The 15,712-nt window shown below is 41.6% G+C and carries 19 protein-coding genes; 15 read left to right on the top strand and 4 right to left on the bottom strand.

The window, feature by feature from the left end; genetic code table 11:
• Positions 1–33 precede the first annotated feature (33 nt).
• Positions 34–717 (bottom strand): hypothetical protein, encoded by a 684-nt coding sequence (locus QM941_RS05620; protein ID WP_414339588.1) that lies wholly within the window; start codon positions 715–717, stop codon positions 34–36.
• Between the two features lie 208 nt (positions 718–925).
• On the opposite strand from QM941_RS05620, the gene QM941_RS05625 reads away from it, so the two are divergent.
• From QM941_RS05625 to QM941_RS05695, 15 genes are all read left to right on the top strand, one after another.
• Entirely contained in the window at positions 926–1,387 is a 462-nt protein-coding gene (locus QM941_RS05625) for a MarR family winged helix-turn-helix transcriptional regulator (RefSeq protein WP_414339590.1), read from the top strand.
• Positions 1,371–3,140, top strand: coding sequence for an ABC transporter ATP-binding protein (locus QM941_RS05630; protein WP_414339591.1), 1,770 nt, complete (start codon positions 1,371–1,373; stop codon positions 3,138–3,140). Before QM941_RS05625 ends, QM941_RS05630 begins: the two co-directional genes overlap by 17 nt.
• Positions 3,130–4,890 (top strand): ABC transporter ATP-binding protein, encoded by a 1,761-nt coding sequence (locus tag QM941_RS05635; RefSeq protein WP_414339593.1) that lies wholly within the window; start codon positions 3,130–3,132, stop codon positions 4,888–4,890. Before QM941_RS05630 ends, QM941_RS05635 begins: the two co-directional genes overlap by 11 nt.
• Positions 4,891–5,003: 113 nt before the next feature.
• Positions 5,004–5,507 carry a phosphatase PAP2 family protein gene (locus QM941_RS05640; protein WP_414339595.1) on the top strand — a complete coding sequence of 168 codons (504 nt, stop codon included), beginning with the start codon at positions 5,004–5,006 and terminating at the stop codon, positions 5,505–5,507.
• Positions 5,508–5,625: 118 nt separating this feature from the next.
• Positions 5,626–6,072 carry a LytTR family DNA-binding domain-containing protein gene (locus tag QM941_RS05645; protein WP_004250544.1) on the top strand — a complete coding sequence of 149 codons (447 nt, stop codon included), beginning with the start codon at positions 5,626–5,628 and terminating at the stop codon, positions 6,070–6,072.
• A gap of 4 nt (positions 6,073–6,076) precedes the next feature.
• On the top strand, positions 6,077–6,751 hold the full coding sequence (locus QM941_RS05650; RefSeq protein WP_414339597.1) for a LiaF transmembrane domain-containing protein: 675 nt from the start codon (positions 6,077–6,079) through the stop codon (positions 6,749–6,751).
• A gap of 105 nt (positions 6,752–6,856) precedes the next feature.
• Positions 6,857–7,045 carry a 50S ribosomal protein L28 gene (gene rpmB, locus QM941_RS05655; RefSeq protein WP_001140948.1) on the top strand — a complete coding sequence of 63 codons (189 nt, stop codon included), beginning with the start codon at positions 6,857–6,859 and terminating at the stop codon, positions 7,043–7,045.
• 154 nt (positions 7,046–7,199) lie between these two features.
• Positions 7,200–7,565 (top strand): Asp23/Gls24 family envelope stress response protein, encoded by a 366-nt coding sequence (locus QM941_RS05660; RefSeq protein ID WP_075565532.1) that lies wholly within the window; start codon positions 7,200–7,202, stop codon positions 7,563–7,565.
• 2 nt (positions 7,566–7,567) lie between these two features.
• Entirely contained in the window at positions 7,568–9,232 is a 1,665-nt protein-coding gene (locus tag QM941_RS05665; RefSeq protein ID WP_414339599.1) for a DAK2 domain-containing protein, read from the top strand.
• Between the two features lie 125 nt (positions 9,233–9,357).
• Positions 9,358–9,564, top strand: a complete 207-nt coding sequence (locus QM941_RS05670; RefSeq protein ID WP_025171345.1) for a hypothetical protein — start codon at positions 9,358–9,360, stop codon at positions 9,562–9,564.
• Entirely contained in the window at positions 9,561–9,755 is a 195-nt protein-coding gene (locus tag QM941_RS05675; protein WP_414339601.1) for a hypothetical protein, read from the top strand. Before QM941_RS05670 ends, QM941_RS05675 begins: the two co-directional genes overlap by 4 nt.
• The gene (locus QM941_RS05680; RefSeq protein ID WP_414339603.1) at positions 9,742–10,626 is read left to right on the top strand and encodes an ABC transporter ATP-binding protein; all 885 of its coding nucleotides are present in this window, start codon (positions 9,742–9,744) and stop codon (positions 10,624–10,626) included. The genes QM941_RS05675 and QM941_RS05680 overlap by 14 nt, the downstream gene beginning before the upstream one ends.
• Before the next feature lies 1 nt (position 10,627).
• Positions 10,628–11,365 carry an ABC transporter permease gene (locus tag QM941_RS05685; RefSeq protein WP_414339604.1) on the top strand — a complete coding sequence of 246 codons (738 nt, stop codon included), beginning with the start codon at positions 10,628–10,630 and terminating at the stop codon, positions 11,363–11,365.
• Positions 11,365–12,462 (top strand): histidine kinase, encoded by a 1,098-nt coding sequence (locus QM941_RS05690; protein WP_414339605.1) that lies wholly within the window; start codon positions 11,365–11,367, stop codon positions 12,460–12,462. Before QM941_RS05685 ends, QM941_RS05690 begins: the two co-directional genes overlap by 1 nt.
• Positions 12,463–13,062, top strand: a complete 600-nt coding sequence (locus tag QM941_RS05695; RefSeq protein ID WP_373113860.1) for a response regulator transcription factor — start codon at positions 12,463–12,465, stop codon at positions 13,060–13,062.
• Between the two features lie 145 nt (positions 13,063–13,207).
• Here QM941_RS05695 and QM941_RS05700 read toward each other — a convergent pair whose 3' ends face one another.
• The 3 genes from QM941_RS05700 to QM941_RS05710 are packed head-to-tail and all read right to left on the bottom strand — an operon-like array spanning position 13,208 to position 15,609.
• A complete protein-coding gene (locus QM941_RS05700) occupies positions 13,208–14,353 on the bottom strand; it encodes an FtsX-like permease family protein (protein WP_414339608.1) in 1,146 nt (381 codons plus the stop codon).
• A 3-nt stretch (positions 14,354–14,356) separates the two neighbouring features.
• Positions 14,357–15,037 (bottom strand): ABC transporter ATP-binding protein, encoded by a 681-nt coding sequence (locus QM941_RS05705; RefSeq protein ID WP_414339610.1) that lies wholly within the window; start codon positions 15,035–15,037, stop codon positions 14,357–14,359.
• The gene (locus QM941_RS05710; RefSeq protein WP_414339612.1) at positions 15,034–15,609 is read right to left on the bottom strand and encodes a TetR/AcrR family transcriptional regulator; all 576 of its coding nucleotides are present in this window, start codon (positions 15,607–15,609) and stop codon (positions 15,034–15,036) included. Before QM941_RS05710 ends, QM941_RS05705 begins: the two co-directional genes overlap by 4 nt.
• Between the last annotated feature and the right edge of the window lie 103 nt (positions 15,610–15,712).

The raw sequence follows: 15,712 nt of genomic DNA on the forward strand, positions 1-15,712 counted from the left end.
GTTTTGATGCTGTTCGCTTTTTTTATTTTATATTTAAATGGTCATATCTGAGTTTTTTTGTTGCTCTTGATCTAAGCCGATTGAAAATTTATGGATTAGAAGAAACTGCCCATTTTCCTGTTTTGCAAAGGTTAAAATGACAGCTTTGCTTTCTGAACCAAGGGAAATGTAGGAAATTCTTTTAGTTTGATAATCACCGTTATTTGAGTCTGTAACGGAGTCTGGAATTCCATGTTTGTTAATAATATCCTGGTAATTGCTCCCGCCTTGGCCTCTGTTGGAAAGGTCACCTTCGACTAAGGCATCAAACTGGTCTTGAGTCCAAGTAAAACCTTGGTCTTCTTCAATATCGTCCTCGTCTTGGTATTCATCGATACTAGTGTCTGGTAGGTTTCCACCCTGTTCTTCTTCAAAATAAGGAATCTCTTGTCTATAAGTGTGGCTATATTTAGTTACCCAGTCGTTTAAGATATTCGAAAAAAGGAATTGAGTTATTACGGAAACGATAATTGCAATAAGGGCAAAGGAGGTTCCGAGAATAGCCAAGGTTTTTTGTTTTTTAGGACTGAGGGCAATCCCGATAATTCCCAAGATTAAAGTAGGGACAGCAATAATTAATGACAGATAGTTGATAATTGGTATCCAAGACCCAAGAAGGGCGATGGTCCCAAAGATGATAGCAAGAATTCCTAAGATTTGCTGATTCTCTTGTTTCATCAAAAAATTCTCCCGATTCTAATGCGAAAATTTCGCTTTACATGATAAGTTAGGCTTATTATAGATAAATTATCCACTATTGTCAATGATTAGCAGATAGTTCTCAGGAAAACTTTTTTCTTGACATCTTTTCCGAAAATGATAAAATAGTTCTCATGAAAACTTAAATGTTCTTATGAGAACTATTTTCACTTAGAAGGGAGAAAGCATGGATAAACCGATGTTGGTCTTTAAACGTTTTGGTCACCAGTTACATCTGATGGTACAAAAGGAAGCCAAGCGTTGTGGTATTGAATTTATGGGGGGACCGCAAGGGCAGGTCATTCGTTTTTTAGAACGTCGTGAGCATGAACAAGAATTAACACTCATCAAGGATATTGAACAAGAACTCAATATTACCAAGTCAGTTGCTAGTAGTTTGGTCAAGCGTATGGTGCAAAATGGTTTGGTAGAGTTGGAGGTGAGTCCAAGTGATAAACGGGCGAAATTTGTTCATTTGACTGAAAAATCACACTCTCAAATGAAGCAAGTTAAGTCTTTCTTTGATCGAATTGACCGTAGTTTACTTGATGGTATTTCTGAAGAGAATCTCCTTATCTTTGAAGAAGTTCTTGGAAAACTACAAGCAAATGTAGAAAAAATAGGAGGTAAGAATGAAGAAACTCGCTAAGCGTATCACAGGAAAAGAGTGGGGCATGATTCTAATAACTGTTCTCTTTACCTGTTGCTCGGTCTATCTAGAGTTAGAAGTACCGACTTACGTTTCAAAAATAACAGAATTACTCGGAACGCCAGGTACGGAATTGGGAGACCTTTGGTCGCCAGCAACTAAGATGATGGGTTTGTCATTCTTAGCCTTCCTATCATCTGTAACAGTTGGATTTTTTGCCGCTCGAGTTGCAGCATCCTATACGGCTCATCTACGAAGCGATATTTTTAATCGTGTTTTGGATTACTCCCAGACAGAAATTAAACGTTTCTCAATCCCCAGTCTATTGACTCGGACGACTAATGATATCACGCAGATTCAGATGCTCTTTACCATGGGACTCCAAGTGGTCACTCGTGGTCCTATCATGGCTATTTGGGCCATCGGTAAAATCCTTGGCAAGTCAGAATACTGGCTCTGGGCAGTAGTAATCGCTGTTATCGTCAATGTTCTTATGACAACTGTCTTGATGACTTTGGCCTTTCCTAAACAATCTGTCATTCAAAAATTGACAGATAAACTCAATAGCATTACTCGTGAAAGCTTGACAGGGATTCGGGTTGTTCGTGCTTATAATGCCGAGGATTACCAAGATAAGAAATTTGAAGAAGCCAATGAGGAAGTCACTCGTCTCAATCTCTTTGTCAACCGTTTGATGGCGATTATGAATCCTATTATGATGGCGATTTCGAGTGGCTTGACTCTAGCTATTTACTGGATTGGTGCCTATATTATCGATGATGCTAGCCTGACAGACCGTCTGCCACTCTTTAGTGATATGGTCGTCTTCATGTCTTATGCCATGCAGGTTGTGATGGGATTCTTGCTCATGGGTGCTCTCTTTATCGTCTTGCCTCGTACCTTGGTTTCTGCAGGTCGTATCAATCAAGTCTTGGACCTTCATTCCACTATTGAAAATCCTAGTCACCCACAGACAGCAAACTCTTCTGTAAATGGTCAAGTGGAATACCGTGACGTAACCTTCCGTTACTCTAAAAACTCAGAAGCAGTTGTGGAACATGTCAGCTTCAAGGCAGAAGCAGGGCAAACCATTGCCTTTATCGGATCAACTGGTTCTGGTAAATCTACTCTAGTTAACCTCTTGCCCCGTTTTTATGATGTGTCAGAGGGAGAAATTCTAGTAGACGGCGTCAATGTTCAGAATTATGACTTAGAAGATTTGCGTAATAAAGTTGGCTATATCCCTCAAAAAGCTGTGCTCTTTTCTGGAGATGTTAAGGGCAATCTCGACTTTGGTAAGAGTCAAGAAACGCCACTAAGTGAGACGGCCATGTGGCAAGCTCTGGAATTGGCTCAATCTAAAAACTTTATCGAGGATAAGGAAGCTGGTCTTGAATCAGAAGTGGCTCAAGGTGGGACCAATTTCTCAGGTGGACAGAGACAACGTCTGGCCATTGCACGCGCCTTGGCTCGTAAACCAGAGATTCTTATTTTTGATGATTCATTCTCAGCCTTGGACTACAAGACCGATCGTATCTTGCGTCAAGTATTAGCTGAAAAAACACAATCCATGACCAAGTTAATCGTTGCCCAACGCATTTCAACCATTATGGATGCAGACCTTATCTTAGTCTTGGATCAAGGTAAAGTCGTAGGACAAGGCACCCACAAGGAACTTCTTGCAAGCAATGAAGTTTACCAAGAAATTGCCTATTCACAACTATCGAAGGAGGAATTGGAACATGGAAAATAAGAAAATGTCCTTATGGAAACAGTGTAGACCTTTTCTAGCAGGTCTCCAACTTCCCCTACTAATCGCAGTTGTGGCGGCTATATGTTCAAGTATTATCACGGTTTATGGACCAACTAAGATCAAAGAAATTACCAATTTGATTTCAGATGGGTTAATGACAGAGATTGATCTAGAGGCTGTCTCAAGTATTGCTAGCTTTTTGGTTATCCTCTATGTGCTTGGGATTATCCTGAACTATACGCAAGCCTACATTTTTTCAACTAGTATCCAACATTTCTCAAAACGTTTGCGGACAGCTATCGCTGAGAAAATCAATCGCTTGCCACTTGCTTATTTTGACCGTCATTCTCAAGGGGACACCCTTTCTCGTGTGACTAATGACGTTGATACAGCAGCTCAGTCTCTTAACCAAAGCCTTGGGACAGTTCTTTCAGCTAGCTTTTTACTGATTGCTGTTTTGATTACCATGTTTGGTATGAACTGGATTTTGGCACTGGTAACCGTTGTTTCAACCCTTGTTGGATTTACGGCGGTTTCCGTAATTATGGCCAAGTCGCAGGGCTACTTTAAAGCTCAACAAAATAACCTAGCAGCTGTAAATGGCTATGTGGAAGAAATGTACTCTGGCCACAATGTGGTGACCAGCTATAATGCTGTGGAACCAACAAAAGAAACATTTGCAGGCTTGAATCAGAATCTACATGATAGCATCTGGAAATCTCAGTTTATCTCTGGAATTATGATGCCTGCCATGGTCTTTGTAGGCAACTTTAGTTATGTTCTAGTCATTATCGTCGGTGCTGCCTTGGCTCTTGAAGGGTATATCAGTATCGGGATTATTGTAGCCTTCATGGTTTATGTTCGAACATTCTCGCAACCCTTATCACAGATTGCCCAAGGAATTACCAGCTTACAACAAGCTAGTGCAGCCATGACTCGTGTCTTCGAATTTCTAGGTGAAGAGGAAATGGAAGATGAATCTCATAAGGAAAGACAATTGACCAAGATGAAGGGCCAAGTAATCTTCGACAGAGTTTCCTTTGGCTACACACCGGAGCGAACGATCATTCATGACTTTTCTGCGACAGCTCATGCAGGTCAAAAGGTCGCCATTGTCGGACCAACTGGCGCTGGGAAGACGACCATTGTTAACCTCTTGATGAAATTCTATGAGATTGATAAGGGAAGTATTCGCATTGATGGTGTGGATACCAAGGATATGAAGCGCCCAGAAGTACACGATGCCTTTTCAATGGTCTTGCAGGATACCTGGCTCTTTGAAGGAAGCATTCGTGACAATCTCATCTACAATCAAACAGGTATCAGTGATGAACGTGTGATTGAAGCTGCCAAAGCAGTAGGAATCCACCACTTCATCACAACCTTACCTGATAGATATGATACTGTTTTGGATGATACAGTGACCTTGTCAGTCGGACAGAAACAACTCTTGACCATTGCTCGTGCTCTGCTCAAGGATGCTCCGCTCTTGATTCTGGACGAAGCAACATCCTCAGTCGATACTCGTACGGAGGAGTTGATTCAAAAGGCTATGGACCGTTTGATGGAGGGACGCACATCCTTTGTCATCGCCCACCGCTTGTCAACGATCCGCAATGCTGACTTGATTCTGGTCATGAAAGAAGGAAACATCATCGAGCAAGGCAATCATGAAGAGCTTATGGCTCAAGGTGATTTCTATGCAGACCTCTACAATAGTCAATTCACAGAAGACCAAGTAGAAGAATAAACTAAAAGAAGGCTTGACGGCCTTCTTTTTCTGCACTATACTAGAGTAGGAGAAGCTAGCAGACTCGTTCTGTCAGGTTTCTTGTGTAAAATCTAGAAACAATGAGAAAACAGATGAAAAATTATCAAGAGTGGTACGATAAGAGGAAATCAAATCTTCTTCGACATCCACAACTTTTGCAACTGATGCGAATCTTTAATCGCATGATGACAGTTCTGATGCTCGTAGCTTACTTGACCCTGTTGGGAACTAGCTTTGTCAGTAAAGGGATCGGGAAAGACCTCTATGCTTATATCTTGGTGCCAGCCTTTGGTTTTATCCTGTTGACATTCGTTCGTAAGTGGATCAATCAACCACGTCCCTATGAAACTTGGAAAATTGTCCCGCTACTAGACAAGGACAGCCCTGGGAATTCAATGCCCAGCCGTCACGTCTTTTCAGCAACCATTATTTCCATGGCTTGCCTGCATGCAAATCTTCCTGTGGGATTGGTTTTGTTGGTCTTATCAGCTCTTCTCGGTCTTGTGCGGGTTTTAGGTGGTGTTCATTATCCCAAGGATATTTTAGTTGGCTACGCCTGTGGCCTCCTCTGGGGAATTCTTTTCTTTATTTTGTAAGAAGCAAAGCAAGTGGGCTTGGCCTCGTAACCACTTACGGGTCAAAAGTGACCACTTGCTTTTTTGCCCTTGTAAAGTCTTCTGGCCTTTGGTATAGTAGATGCAGAAAGGAGATAGGATGAAGTTACGAATCGAGATTGATAGTGAATTAACTGAGACAGAGATTGTCATCAAGGCTGCAGCCCTGACAGATGAAATAGCTGACTTGCAACGACTCTTGCAAGAAACCAAGGCTCCTAGGTTGATCTTTTATAAGGGGACGGGTGAGTATTACTTAGACTTGGCAGAAATCCTCTTCTTTGAGACGGAAGGTAGCAAGATTTACGCCCATACCCAGAAAGAGGCCTACGAGGTTAGACTCAAGCTTTATGAGTTGGAGTCTATCCTGCCACGCTATTTCAGTCGAGTATCCAAGTCGACCATTGCTAATATTCGGCAGGTTTACTCGGTGGACAAGTCCTTTTCAGGGACAGGAACTATTTCCTTTTATCAGACCCACAAGGAGGTTCACGTGTCGCGACACTATCAATCCCTCCTAAAAGAAAATCTAAGAAACATGAGGTAAGAACATGAAAAAGAAAGTATTTGGTATTGTGTTGCTAGTATTGGCAGCTTTAGTGTTATTGCAGGGAAATTTTGGAATTCCTTCATTTGGAGGGCAGATTTGGCCCTTGATTGGTATTGGATTTTTTGCCTATAAATCCGTGACGTCCTTGCTTCGTCGCCATTATACAGTAGCAGTATTGATGGCTTCACTAGCAGTATTGATTGCAAATCATGTCTATGCTATTCTACCGATTCCCAATCAGTCTTTGTTTTGGGCTAGTATATTAATCGTAATGGGTGTCAGTGCACTCACTCATTCTAACAGAACTTGGAATGGGAAAAAATGGTGGTATGATGGTGAAAAGACCATCCTTACAGATAAGGAAGTTGCATTTGGTAGCGGGACTTTCTACAAGCAAGATCAAGAATTGGTAGAAGACGAGTTTGAAGTCGGTTTCGGAAATGCCAAGATCTATTATGATAATGCAGAGATGTTAGGTGATACCGCAACCTTAAAGATAGAAGTCGGATTTGGGAATGCAGTTATCTATGTGCCCCAACACTGGAGAGTGGACCTGAAGGTGGAAACTTTTTGTGGTGCAGCCAAGGCAGATGCTTCAGTAGCTCCTACAAGTAAGACCCTGATTGTCCGTGGAGAGGTGGCTTTTGGAAAACTAGAAGTTGTCTATGCTAAATAAAAAAATCTTCCAATTCCCTTGCCAAAATGGAGAAAGTGTGATAACATAGTACGGTATGTGGTGCTAGCACATCCGCTATATTAGATCTAATAGGAGGAAAACACAATGGCTAAAGTATGTTACTTTACAGGTCGTAAGACTGTATCAGGAAACAACCGTTCACACGCGATGAACCAAACTAAACGTGCCGTAAAACCAAACCTTCAAAAAGTTACTGTTCTTATCGATGGTAAACCTAAAAAAGTTTGGGCTTCAGCTCGTGCATTGAAATCAGGAAAAGTAGAACGCGTTTAATAAACATGAAAAGACCTACAGGGTCTTTTTTGTTTTACTCGACAGCTGAAATCATTTGAAAAATCAAGCAAATATCCGATGCTACATCATTCTGCTTTTACAGTTGGGCTGAAATATGATAAAATAGAGTATCAACTAGTTGAGGTAAAAAAAGATGACTGTAAAAATTAATACAAAAGATGGTCAAATCGAACTAACAGATGATGTGATTGCTACTGTTGTAGGCGGAGCAGCAACTGAGATTTTTGGTGTGGTCGGTATGGCTAGTAAAAATGCCCTCAAAGATAATTTCCAAGCCCTTCTTGGTAAGGAAAACTATTCTAAGGGTGTAGTCGTTAAAGCGGCTGAAGATGGTAGCATTGCAGTTGATGTATACACCGTCTTGAGCTACGGAACAAAAATCAGCGAAGTATCAAAAAACATCCAAGAGCGTGTACGTTTTAGTTTGGAAAATCAACTTGGAATCACTGCTCAGACTGTGAATGTCTTCATTCAAAATATCAAAGTTGCAGGAGAATAATCGTGTCAAATATTACTACAAGCCTATTTCAAGAAATGGTCCAGGCTGCTTCTACTCGATTAAATAAGCAAGCCGAATATGTCAATTCATTAAACGTCTTCCCAGTTCCAGACGGAGATACAGGAACAAACATGGGAATGACTATCGAAAATGGTGCCAAAGAAGTAGCAGACAAACCAGCTTCAACTGTTGGTGAGGCTGCAAGTATCTTGGCTAAAGGTCTTTTGATGGGTGCGCGTGGGAACTCTGGAGTTATCACTTCTCAGCTTTTCCGCGGATTTTCACAAGCTATCAAGACAAAAGAAGAGTTAACAGGAAAAGACCTAGCTCTTGCCTTCCAATCTGGTGTTGAGGTTGCCTACAAGGCTGTTATGAAACCTGTTGAAGGAACTATCTTAACTGTATCACGTGGTGCTGCCATCGGTGCTAAGAAAAAAGCAGAGCAGACAGATGATGCAGTTGAAGTGATGCGTGCAGCCTTGGAAGGAGCTAAAACAGCCCTTGCTAAAACTCCAGAAATGCTTCCAGTCTTGAAGGAAGTTGGCGTTGTGGACTCAGGTGGTCAAGGTTTGGTCTTCATCTACGAAGGTTTCCTTTCAGCTCTTACTGGTGAATATAGCGCTTCTGAGGACTTTGTAGCGACTCCAGCTAATATGGGTGAAATGATCAATGCTGAACACCATAAGTCTGTAGCTGGACATGTGGCAACAGAAGACATTACCTTTGGTTACTGTACGGAAATCATGGTTGCCCTTAAGCAAGGTCCAACTTATGCTAAAGAGTTTAACTACGATGAATTCCGCAACTACTTGAATGACCTTGGGGACTCATTACTCGTTGTTAACGATGATGAAATCGTTAAAGTTCACGTCCATACAGAAGATCCTGGTCTTGTCATGCAAGAAGGTCTCAAATATGGTAGCTTGGTCAAGGTTAAAGTCGATAACATGCGTAACCAACACGAAGCACAAGTAGAAAAAGAAGCTCAAGTCAGCAAGCCAGCTGAAGAAAAAGAATATGCCCTTATCGCAGTAGTAGCTGGTCAAGGATTGGCAGACATCTTCCGTGCTCAAGGTGTGGACTATGTCATCGAGGGTGGACAAACCATGAACCCTTCGACAGAAGACTTTATCAAGGCTGTTGAACAAGTTAATGCTCGTAACATCATCTTCTTACCAAACAACAAAAACATCTTCATGGCAGCTCAATCTGCAGCTGAAGTATTGGAACAACCAGCTGTTGTAGTAGAAGCTCGTACAATTCCTCAAGGATTGACTAGTCTTCTTGCCTTTGATCCAAGCAAGTCTATCGAAGAAAACCAAGAACGCATGACTGCAGCTCTTGGTGATGTGGTCAGCGGTAGTGTAACAACTGCCGTTCGTGACACGACTATTGATGGTCTAGAAATTCACGAAAATGACAATCTTGGTATGGTAGATGGTAAGATCCTCGTATCAAACCCTGACATGCACCAAACCCTGACTGAAACCTTGAAACATATGTTGGATGAAGACAGTGAAATCGTAACCTTCTATATCGGTGAAGATGGAAGCGAAGAACTTGCCAATGAAATTGCTCAAGAAATCGCAGAAGAATTCGAAGATGTCGAAGTAGAAATCCACCAAGGTCAACAACCAGTGTATCCATATCTTTTCAGTGTGGAATAAGGATTAAATAATAAGAAAAAGAAAGTTGAGAAATCAACTTTCTTTTTTTGTGACATTTGTCATATTTCCTCATGACAGAAGCTTCTAGTGACAATAGTCTCAAAGAGATATACTAGATATATCAAATGGAGGAAGAAAAAATGAAAGATAAAGTAATTGTCGCAATGAGTTTAGTAGCAGCAGGAGTCATGACTTATCTCATGTTTTCTGGATTAGATGAAGGCTTCTATCATTTTCCTTGGGAGTTATTTGCAGGTTTTGGCATGATGTCTTGGTTGATCCGAGAAGGTTTGAAATTAGTCTCAGATGTGAAAAAGGAGTTTGAAAAATGAAAAAAGTGATTCTCTATCTTTTTATTGGACTGTCACTAGTGGTATGGTTGGTAGAAATGTTTACAGATTGGTTTGATCAAGCCTTCCTTCACCAATTCATCCGTGGTGCATGGGGATTAGGATTTATGATTTTTATCGCCTTTCCGATGGGTAAGGAGTGGTTGAAAGGAGAATATCATGAACATGATTAAGGTAGAAAACCTAAATAAAAACATAAAGGGTAAAGCTATTTTGAGGGATATTGCCTTTGAGGTAGCTGAAGGTGAATGCATTGCCTTGATTGGTCCAAATGGTGCCGGTAAGACAACACTCTTGGACTGTTTACTTGGAGACAAACTGGTCACCAGCGGTCAAGTATCCATCCAAGGTTTGCCAGTGACGAGTTCTCAGTTAGACTACATTAGAGGCTATCTCCCTCAAGAAAATGTCATCGTTCAGAAATTAAAGGTCAAAGAGTTGATTGCTTTCTTTCAAAGTATTTATCCAAATCCCTTGAACAACCAGGAAATCGATCAACTATTGCAGTTTGACAAGCAACAAAAAGAGCAGTTGGCGGAAAAATTGTCAGGTGGGCAAAAGCGTCTCTTCTCTTTTGTCTTGACCTTGATTGGCCGACCAAAGCTTGTCTTTTTAGATGAGCCAACTGCGGCCATGGATACTTCAACCCGCCAACGTTTTTGGGAAATTGTTCAGGATCTAAAAGCGCAGGGAGTTACCATTCTCTATTCGTCCCATTATATTGAGGAAGTAGAGCATACAGCGGACCGGATTTTGGTCTTAAATAAGGGAGAGTTGATTCGTGATACGACACCTCTAGCCATGCGCAGTGAGGAGATTGAAAAGCACTTCATCCTGCCTCTGGCTTATAAGGAAGTTGTCGAACAGTCTAACTTGGTTGAAAACTGGTCACAAAAACAAGATGCCCTGCAAGTAGTCACACGTGAAGCGGATGCTTTCTGGGAACTGTTAGTACAGGCAGGCTGTAGGATACAAGAAATTGAAGTTAATAACCGTAGCTTGCTAGATACAATCTTTGAAGAAACACAAAAGGGAGATGACTAAGATGAAACGATGGATTGCACTAAACAAGATAGAATTCTTATTAACCAAACGACAATTAGTCTATTATCTATTATCCGTAGGAATGCCGACAGCCTTCTATTTATTCTTTTCAGGCATGTACCAGGAAACACCAGGTGGACCGGCTAATTTTATGCGCGACTACCTCATCTCCATGACAGCCTTTTCTATGATGTCGACAGCTATCTTTTCATTTCCAGTTGTTTTACATACCGACAAGATCAACAACTGGCAGAAAATATTACGTCATAGCCCTGTAAATATGGTAGAATATTATCTATCAAAGATAACAAGTATGCTGGTTGATTATTTGGTCTCAATTCTGGTTGTTTTCTCAGTTGGGCATTTTGTAAGAGGTGTGGATATGTCTCTTGGAAACTGGATTGGGGCTGCGTTCTTGCTGATAGTAGGAAGTGTTGCCTTTGTAGCACTTGGCTTGACCCTGACTCTCTTGCCGTCCAGTCAGCTGATGTCTGTCGTGGGCAATCTTCTTTACTTTGGCTTGGCTGTTTTAGGCGGGCTCTGGATGCCTGTCTCTTTATTTCCAGACTGGATGCAAGCAATCGGGAAGCGCCTACCAAGCTATCAGTTGATGGAATTGATCAAGACCTTCTTAAATGAGGGTGGCATCAATCTATCAGCCACAGTTTATCTACTTATTTTTTCAGCTGTTTTGTTTGGTTTGACCATTTACCTTCAAGGTCATAAGGAGAATGCTTAATGCTTGAAAGACTGAAAAGCATACATTATATGTTTTGGGTCAGTTTAATTTTTATGATTTTCCCCATCCTACCTGTAGTGACTGGGTGGCTTTCTGCCTGGCATTTATTGATTGATATTCTATTTGTAGTGGCGTATTTGGGTATTTTAACAACTAAGAGCCAGCGCCTATCTTGGCTTTTCTGGGGGATCATGCTGACTTATGTAGTTGGGAATACTGCCTTTGTTACTGTTAATTATATCTGGTTTTTCTTTTTCCTATCCAATCTCTTAAGTTATCATTTCAGCGTAAGTGGTTTAAAGTCTTTACATGTCTGGACTTTTCTTCTTGCTCAAGTCCTTGTTGTGGGCCAACTTTTGATTTTTCAGAGAATCGAAGTTGAGTTTCTATTCTATCTACTTGTAATTCTTGCTTTTGTCGATTTAATGACTTTTGGTTTGGTTCGGATTCGTATTGTAGAGGATTTGAAAGAAGCTCAGGCTAAGCAAAATGCCCAGATAAATCTATTGCTTGCTGAAAATGAACGTAGTCGTATCGGTCAGGATTTGCATGATAGTCTGGGACATACCTTTGCTATGCTCAGTGTCAAGACAGATTTAGCCTTGCAGTTATTTCAGATGGAGGCTTATCCACAGGTGGAAAAGGAATTAAAAGAAATTCACCAGATAAGTAAGGATTCCATGAATGAAGTGCGAACTATCGTGGAAAATCTGAAATCACGGACCCTAGCTTCAGAACTTGAGACTGTTAAGAAGATGCTGGAAATTGCTGGGATTGAGGTTCAAATTGAGAATCAATTGGACAAGGCTAGTTTGACCCAGGATGTGGAGTCGACGGCTGCCATGATTTTGCTAGAACTGGCGACCAATATCATCAAACATGCCAGAGCTGAAAAAGCCTATCTAAAACTGGAACGCACAGATCAGGAATTACTCCTGACAGTTAGAGATGACGGGAAAGGCTTTGCAACTGTAAAAGGAAATGAACTCCATACAGTCCGTGACCGTGCAGCAGCCTTCTCAGGTCAAGTAGAGCTGGTCAGTTTAAAAGATCCCACAGAGGTGCGCGTGTATCTGCCTTATAAGGAGAGAAAGTAGATGAAAGTATTAGTCGCAGAAGATCAAAGTATGCTTAGAGACGCCATGTGCCAGCTCTTAAGCTTTCAACCAGATGTGGAGACTGTCTTGCAGGCGAAAAATGGAGCTGAGGCTATCGAGGTTTTGGAGAAAGAAGCGGTAGATATTGCTATCCTTGACGTCGAAATGCCAGTCAAGACGGGCCTAGAAGCGCTCGAGTGGATCAAACAAGAAGTGCCTGAAACCAAGGTGGTTATCGTTACGACCTTTAAACGCCCAGGCTATTTTGAACGAGCGGTCAAAGCAGGAGTTGATGCTTATGTCTTGAAAGAGCGAAGCATCACTGAGCTCATGCAAACTCTACATACGGTGTTAGAGGGACGCAAGGAGTATTCTCCAGAGCTCATGGAAGTCATGATGACTCATCCCAATCCCTTGACTGAGCAAGAAGTCGCTGTTTTACATGGAGTAGCACAGGGCCTGTCCAACCAAGAAATTGCGGATAAGCTCTACCTCTCAAACGGCACCGTCCGTAATTACATGACCAATATCCTCTCAAAACTAGGTGCTAGCAACCGAACCGAAGCAGCCAAAACTGCCGAAGAAGAAGGATGGTTGTGAGGAAAAGAAGAAAGTAAAAATCTCTTAGAAATGAATCTAAGAGATTTTTTGTGCTATGTGACTAGTAGTCCGTCTCGCACTTAACGGAGCAAGACGGAGTGAAAGCCACACAAAGAAAAAGGCTGGAGAATCCAACCTTCTCTATTTATTCAGCTAAGAGCACTTCTTTGATGGTTTGTTTTTGGAGTTTTCTGTTGGATAGATAAAAGAGACTTTCATAAACCACAGCAAAACCGATCAAAGTCCAGAAGCAAACATTCCCATCAAAGTGATGCTCAATCTTTTCAGGAACCGTATCTTTGATCACACCAATCAAGATTTCCATGATACCGTACTGATAAGCCGTCCCAAGAACAAATCCTAGATAGGCCCAGAAACGATAGGGAGATAGGATATGACTTTGGCATTCACGATCGGTGTAGCCAAAAGCCTTCATCAAGGCCAAGGTTTCACGACTTTCTGAGACGACGATCCCCAATGACAAAAAGAGGATCGAGAAAGAAAGGATCAAACCAATCATAATCATCATGGTTTGGATGATGTCATCTGTGTAGTCCCTTAGCCCAAAAGACAATTGAACCATGGCCGCGAAACACATGGAGCCAAAGACCACAAAAAACAAGATCGATTTTCTCCCCCAAATCAGCGAAGAAGACAGCTCTTTTAGGAAGGATTTCTCTTTCTTAGGAGCACTTTTTTTCCTTTTGACCTTAATCGGTGTTGGGGATTTTTTCAATAGGCGAAGGGCCGGCGTTTGTAGTTGTCTTCTAGCATAGCCAATCGCAAGAACCATAAAGAAAGTCGTTGGCAGTATCACTAAAGCGATCAAGAGCTGCCAGTGAAAATGAATAGTAATTTCTGGCAGAATCCCCTTCTCATTGCGAAAGTCATAAAAATGTCCCATCATTAGAAAAGAAGCTAAATAGCCAAGAAGCGCTCCAACTCCAAAACTGAGTCCAAAAGCCCAAAATCGTTTAGCCAACTGGCCATTGCTATAGCCCAATGCCTTTAAAATTCCTAATTGTTCCTTGTGCTCATCGACAAATTGTTTGATATAAAAACACATGAGAAGGATCGATGTTAAGGACAAGACAACCCCACTGACCATGGCCACCATCCAGGAAAGCGAAACCTGGGCATCATAGTAGGTCTGAATCATCGGATTGGTTTTAGAAATCTCCAACTGCTCGATATCCAGATAAAAATTCAAGAAGAGATTGGCCACAAAGACCGCACAAGCTCCAATGATACTGACGACAACTAATTTTCGAATATCTTTTACTGAAAACATGGCTTACCATCCAATCTCATAAGCTGTCTGTGGCTGATCATTGGTCACAACTTCAGTAATTTTGCCACTATTCACGCGAATGATGGTTCTGGCCATATCCGCAATATTTTGGTTGTGTGTCACCATGATTAGGGTAAAGCCCAACTTTTCCTTCAACTTCCAGATATAGTCGAGAATCTTGCGCCCTGTTTCTTCATCTAGGGCCCCCGTCGGCTCATCTAAAAAGAGGATATCTGGCTTTTTGGCCAGGGCACGGGCAATGGAGACTCTCTGCTGTTCCCCACCAGACAATTCACTTGGATACTTGTCCAGCTTATCACCAAGACCCAAATCCTCGATGATCTGCAAAAAATCATGATTGCTTGCCAGATCAGCTCCCATCTTAACATTCTGTCTAACCGTGAGATTCGGCAATAAATAATACTGCTGAAAAATAAAGGCAATCTTCTCACGTCTAAAGGCTGTCAATTGAGCATCCGTGAGTTGAGACAAATCCTGTCCTTGAATGAGAATCTGCCCCTCATCTATCTTTTCTAATCCGGATAATACGTTTAAGAGGGTTGACTTTCCTGATCCAGAAGGGCCTAGGATAACCACATCATCCTGGTCTTGAATCTGCAAGTCAATCCCTTTTAAAACCTTGGTTTGACCGTAACTTTTGTGAACATTTTCTAGTTGAATCATTTCTTTCCTACCATTTCTTTGATGAGAGATTGACAAACTTCTGTCAATAAACCAATCACTTCTTCCATGCTGAACTGATAAATACCAGAAGCAACCATAGAGGCCATCCCGTGTGAGTAGATAAATAGATGCTGGTACAATCGACTAGCCTCCTCTACAGTCAAAGGATAGTCTGCGACAATCGAATCCAGAACCAATTGGTAGCTATGATCCTTCATGGGAAGAAAATCTTGAAAGCGACGAATCGGATCTTTGCTAGGATTTTGGAAAAGCAACTGAAAGAGTTGGGGCTCTTTTGAGGCGAACAGGATATAAGCAACCCCGACAGATCGGAAAGGCTTTTCATCTTCTAAGGCCTCGCGAATATACTCCACCACGACCATCTCCGCAGCAACAATAACCTCTGCTTGTAACTCGGCCATATTGGCAAATTGCCCAAAAATCACTCTCGGTGTGGCTCCCAGTTGCTCCGCTAATGCTCGGGCCGTCAAACTAGCCATGCCCTCTTCTCTCACCAATTGTAAAGCTGTCCCAATGATAGTCTCTTTACTAAATTTAACCTTTGGTGGCATAAGACTCCTTTCGCGCAACATTTGTTACGCAACACTTGTTGCATAAAAGAATACCATAAAAAGGAAAGACTTGTCAAGAAAAAACTGTAAAACACAAAACAAA

The organism is Streptococcus timonensis (assembly GCF_047460355.1).
Lineage (GTDB): Bacteria > Bacillota > Bacilli > Lactobacillales > Streptococcaceae > Streptococcus > Streptococcus timonensis_A.

Coding starts and splice junctions, on each gene's coding strand:
- QM941_RS05685 (WP_414339604.1), top strand. CDS start 10,628: ATGAAACGATGGATTGCACTAAACAAGATAGAATTCTTATTAACCAAA.
- QM941_RS05705 (WP_414339610.1), bottom strand. CDS start 15,037: ATGATTCAACTAGAAAATGTTCACAAAAGTTACGGTCAAACCAAGGTT.
- rpmB (WP_001140948.1), top strand. CDS start 6,857: ATGGCTAAAGTATGTTACTTTACAGGTCGTAAGACTGTATCAGGAAAC.
- QM941_RS05660 (WP_075565532.1), top strand. CDS start 7,200: ATGACTGTAAAAATTAATACAAAAGATGGTCAAATCGAACTAACAGAT.
- QM941_RS05630 (WP_414339591.1), top strand. CDS start 1,371: ATGAAGAAACTCGCTAAGCGTATCACAGGAAAAGAGTGGGGCATGATT.
- QM941_RS05670 (WP_025171345.1), top strand. CDS start 9,358: ATGGAGGAAGAAAAAATGAAAGATAAAGTAATTGTCGCAATGAGTTTA.
- QM941_RS05645 (WP_004250544.1), top strand. CDS start 5,626: ATGAAGTTACGAATCGAGATTGATAGTGAATTAACTGAGACAGAGATT.
- QM941_RS05635 (WP_414339593.1), top strand. CDS start 3,130: ATGGAAAATAAGAAAATGTCCTTATGGAAACAGTGTAGACCTTTTCTA.
- QM941_RS05625 (WP_414339590.1), top strand. CDS start 926: ATGGATAAACCGATGTTGGTCTTTAAACGTTTTGGTCACCAGTTACAT.
- QM941_RS05650 (WP_414339597.1), top strand. CDS start 6,077: ATGAAAAAGAAAGTATTTGGTATTGTGTTGCTAGTATTGGCAGCTTTA.
- QM941_RS05710 (WP_414339612.1), bottom strand. CDS start 15,609: ATGCCACCAAAGGTTAAATTTAGTAAAGAGACTATCATTGGGACAGCT.
- QM941_RS05620 (WP_414339588.1), bottom strand. CDS start 717: ATGAAACAAGAGAATCAGCAAATCTTAGGAATTCTTGCTATCATCTTT.
- QM941_RS05680 (WP_414339603.1), top strand. CDS start 9,742: ATGAACATGATTAAGGTAGAAAACCTAAATAAAAACATAAAGGGTAAA.
- QM941_RS05700 (WP_414339608.1), bottom strand. CDS start 14,353: ATGTTTTCAGTAAAAGATATTCGAAAATTAGTTGTCGTCAGTATCATT.
- QM941_RS05695 (WP_373113860.1), top strand. CDS start 12,463: ATGAAAGTATTAGTCGCAGAAGATCAAAGTATGCTTAGAGACGCCATG.
- QM941_RS05675 (WP_414339601.1), top strand. CDS start 9,561: ATGAAAAAAGTGATTCTCTATCTTTTTATTGGACTGTCACTAGTGGTA.
- QM941_RS05690 (WP_414339605.1), top strand. CDS start 11,365: ATGCTTGAAAGACTGAAAAGCATACATTATATGTTTTGGGTCAGTTTA.
- QM941_RS05640 (WP_414339595.1), top strand. CDS start 5,004: ATGAAAAATTATCAAGAGTGGTACGATAAGAGGAAATCAAATCTTCTT.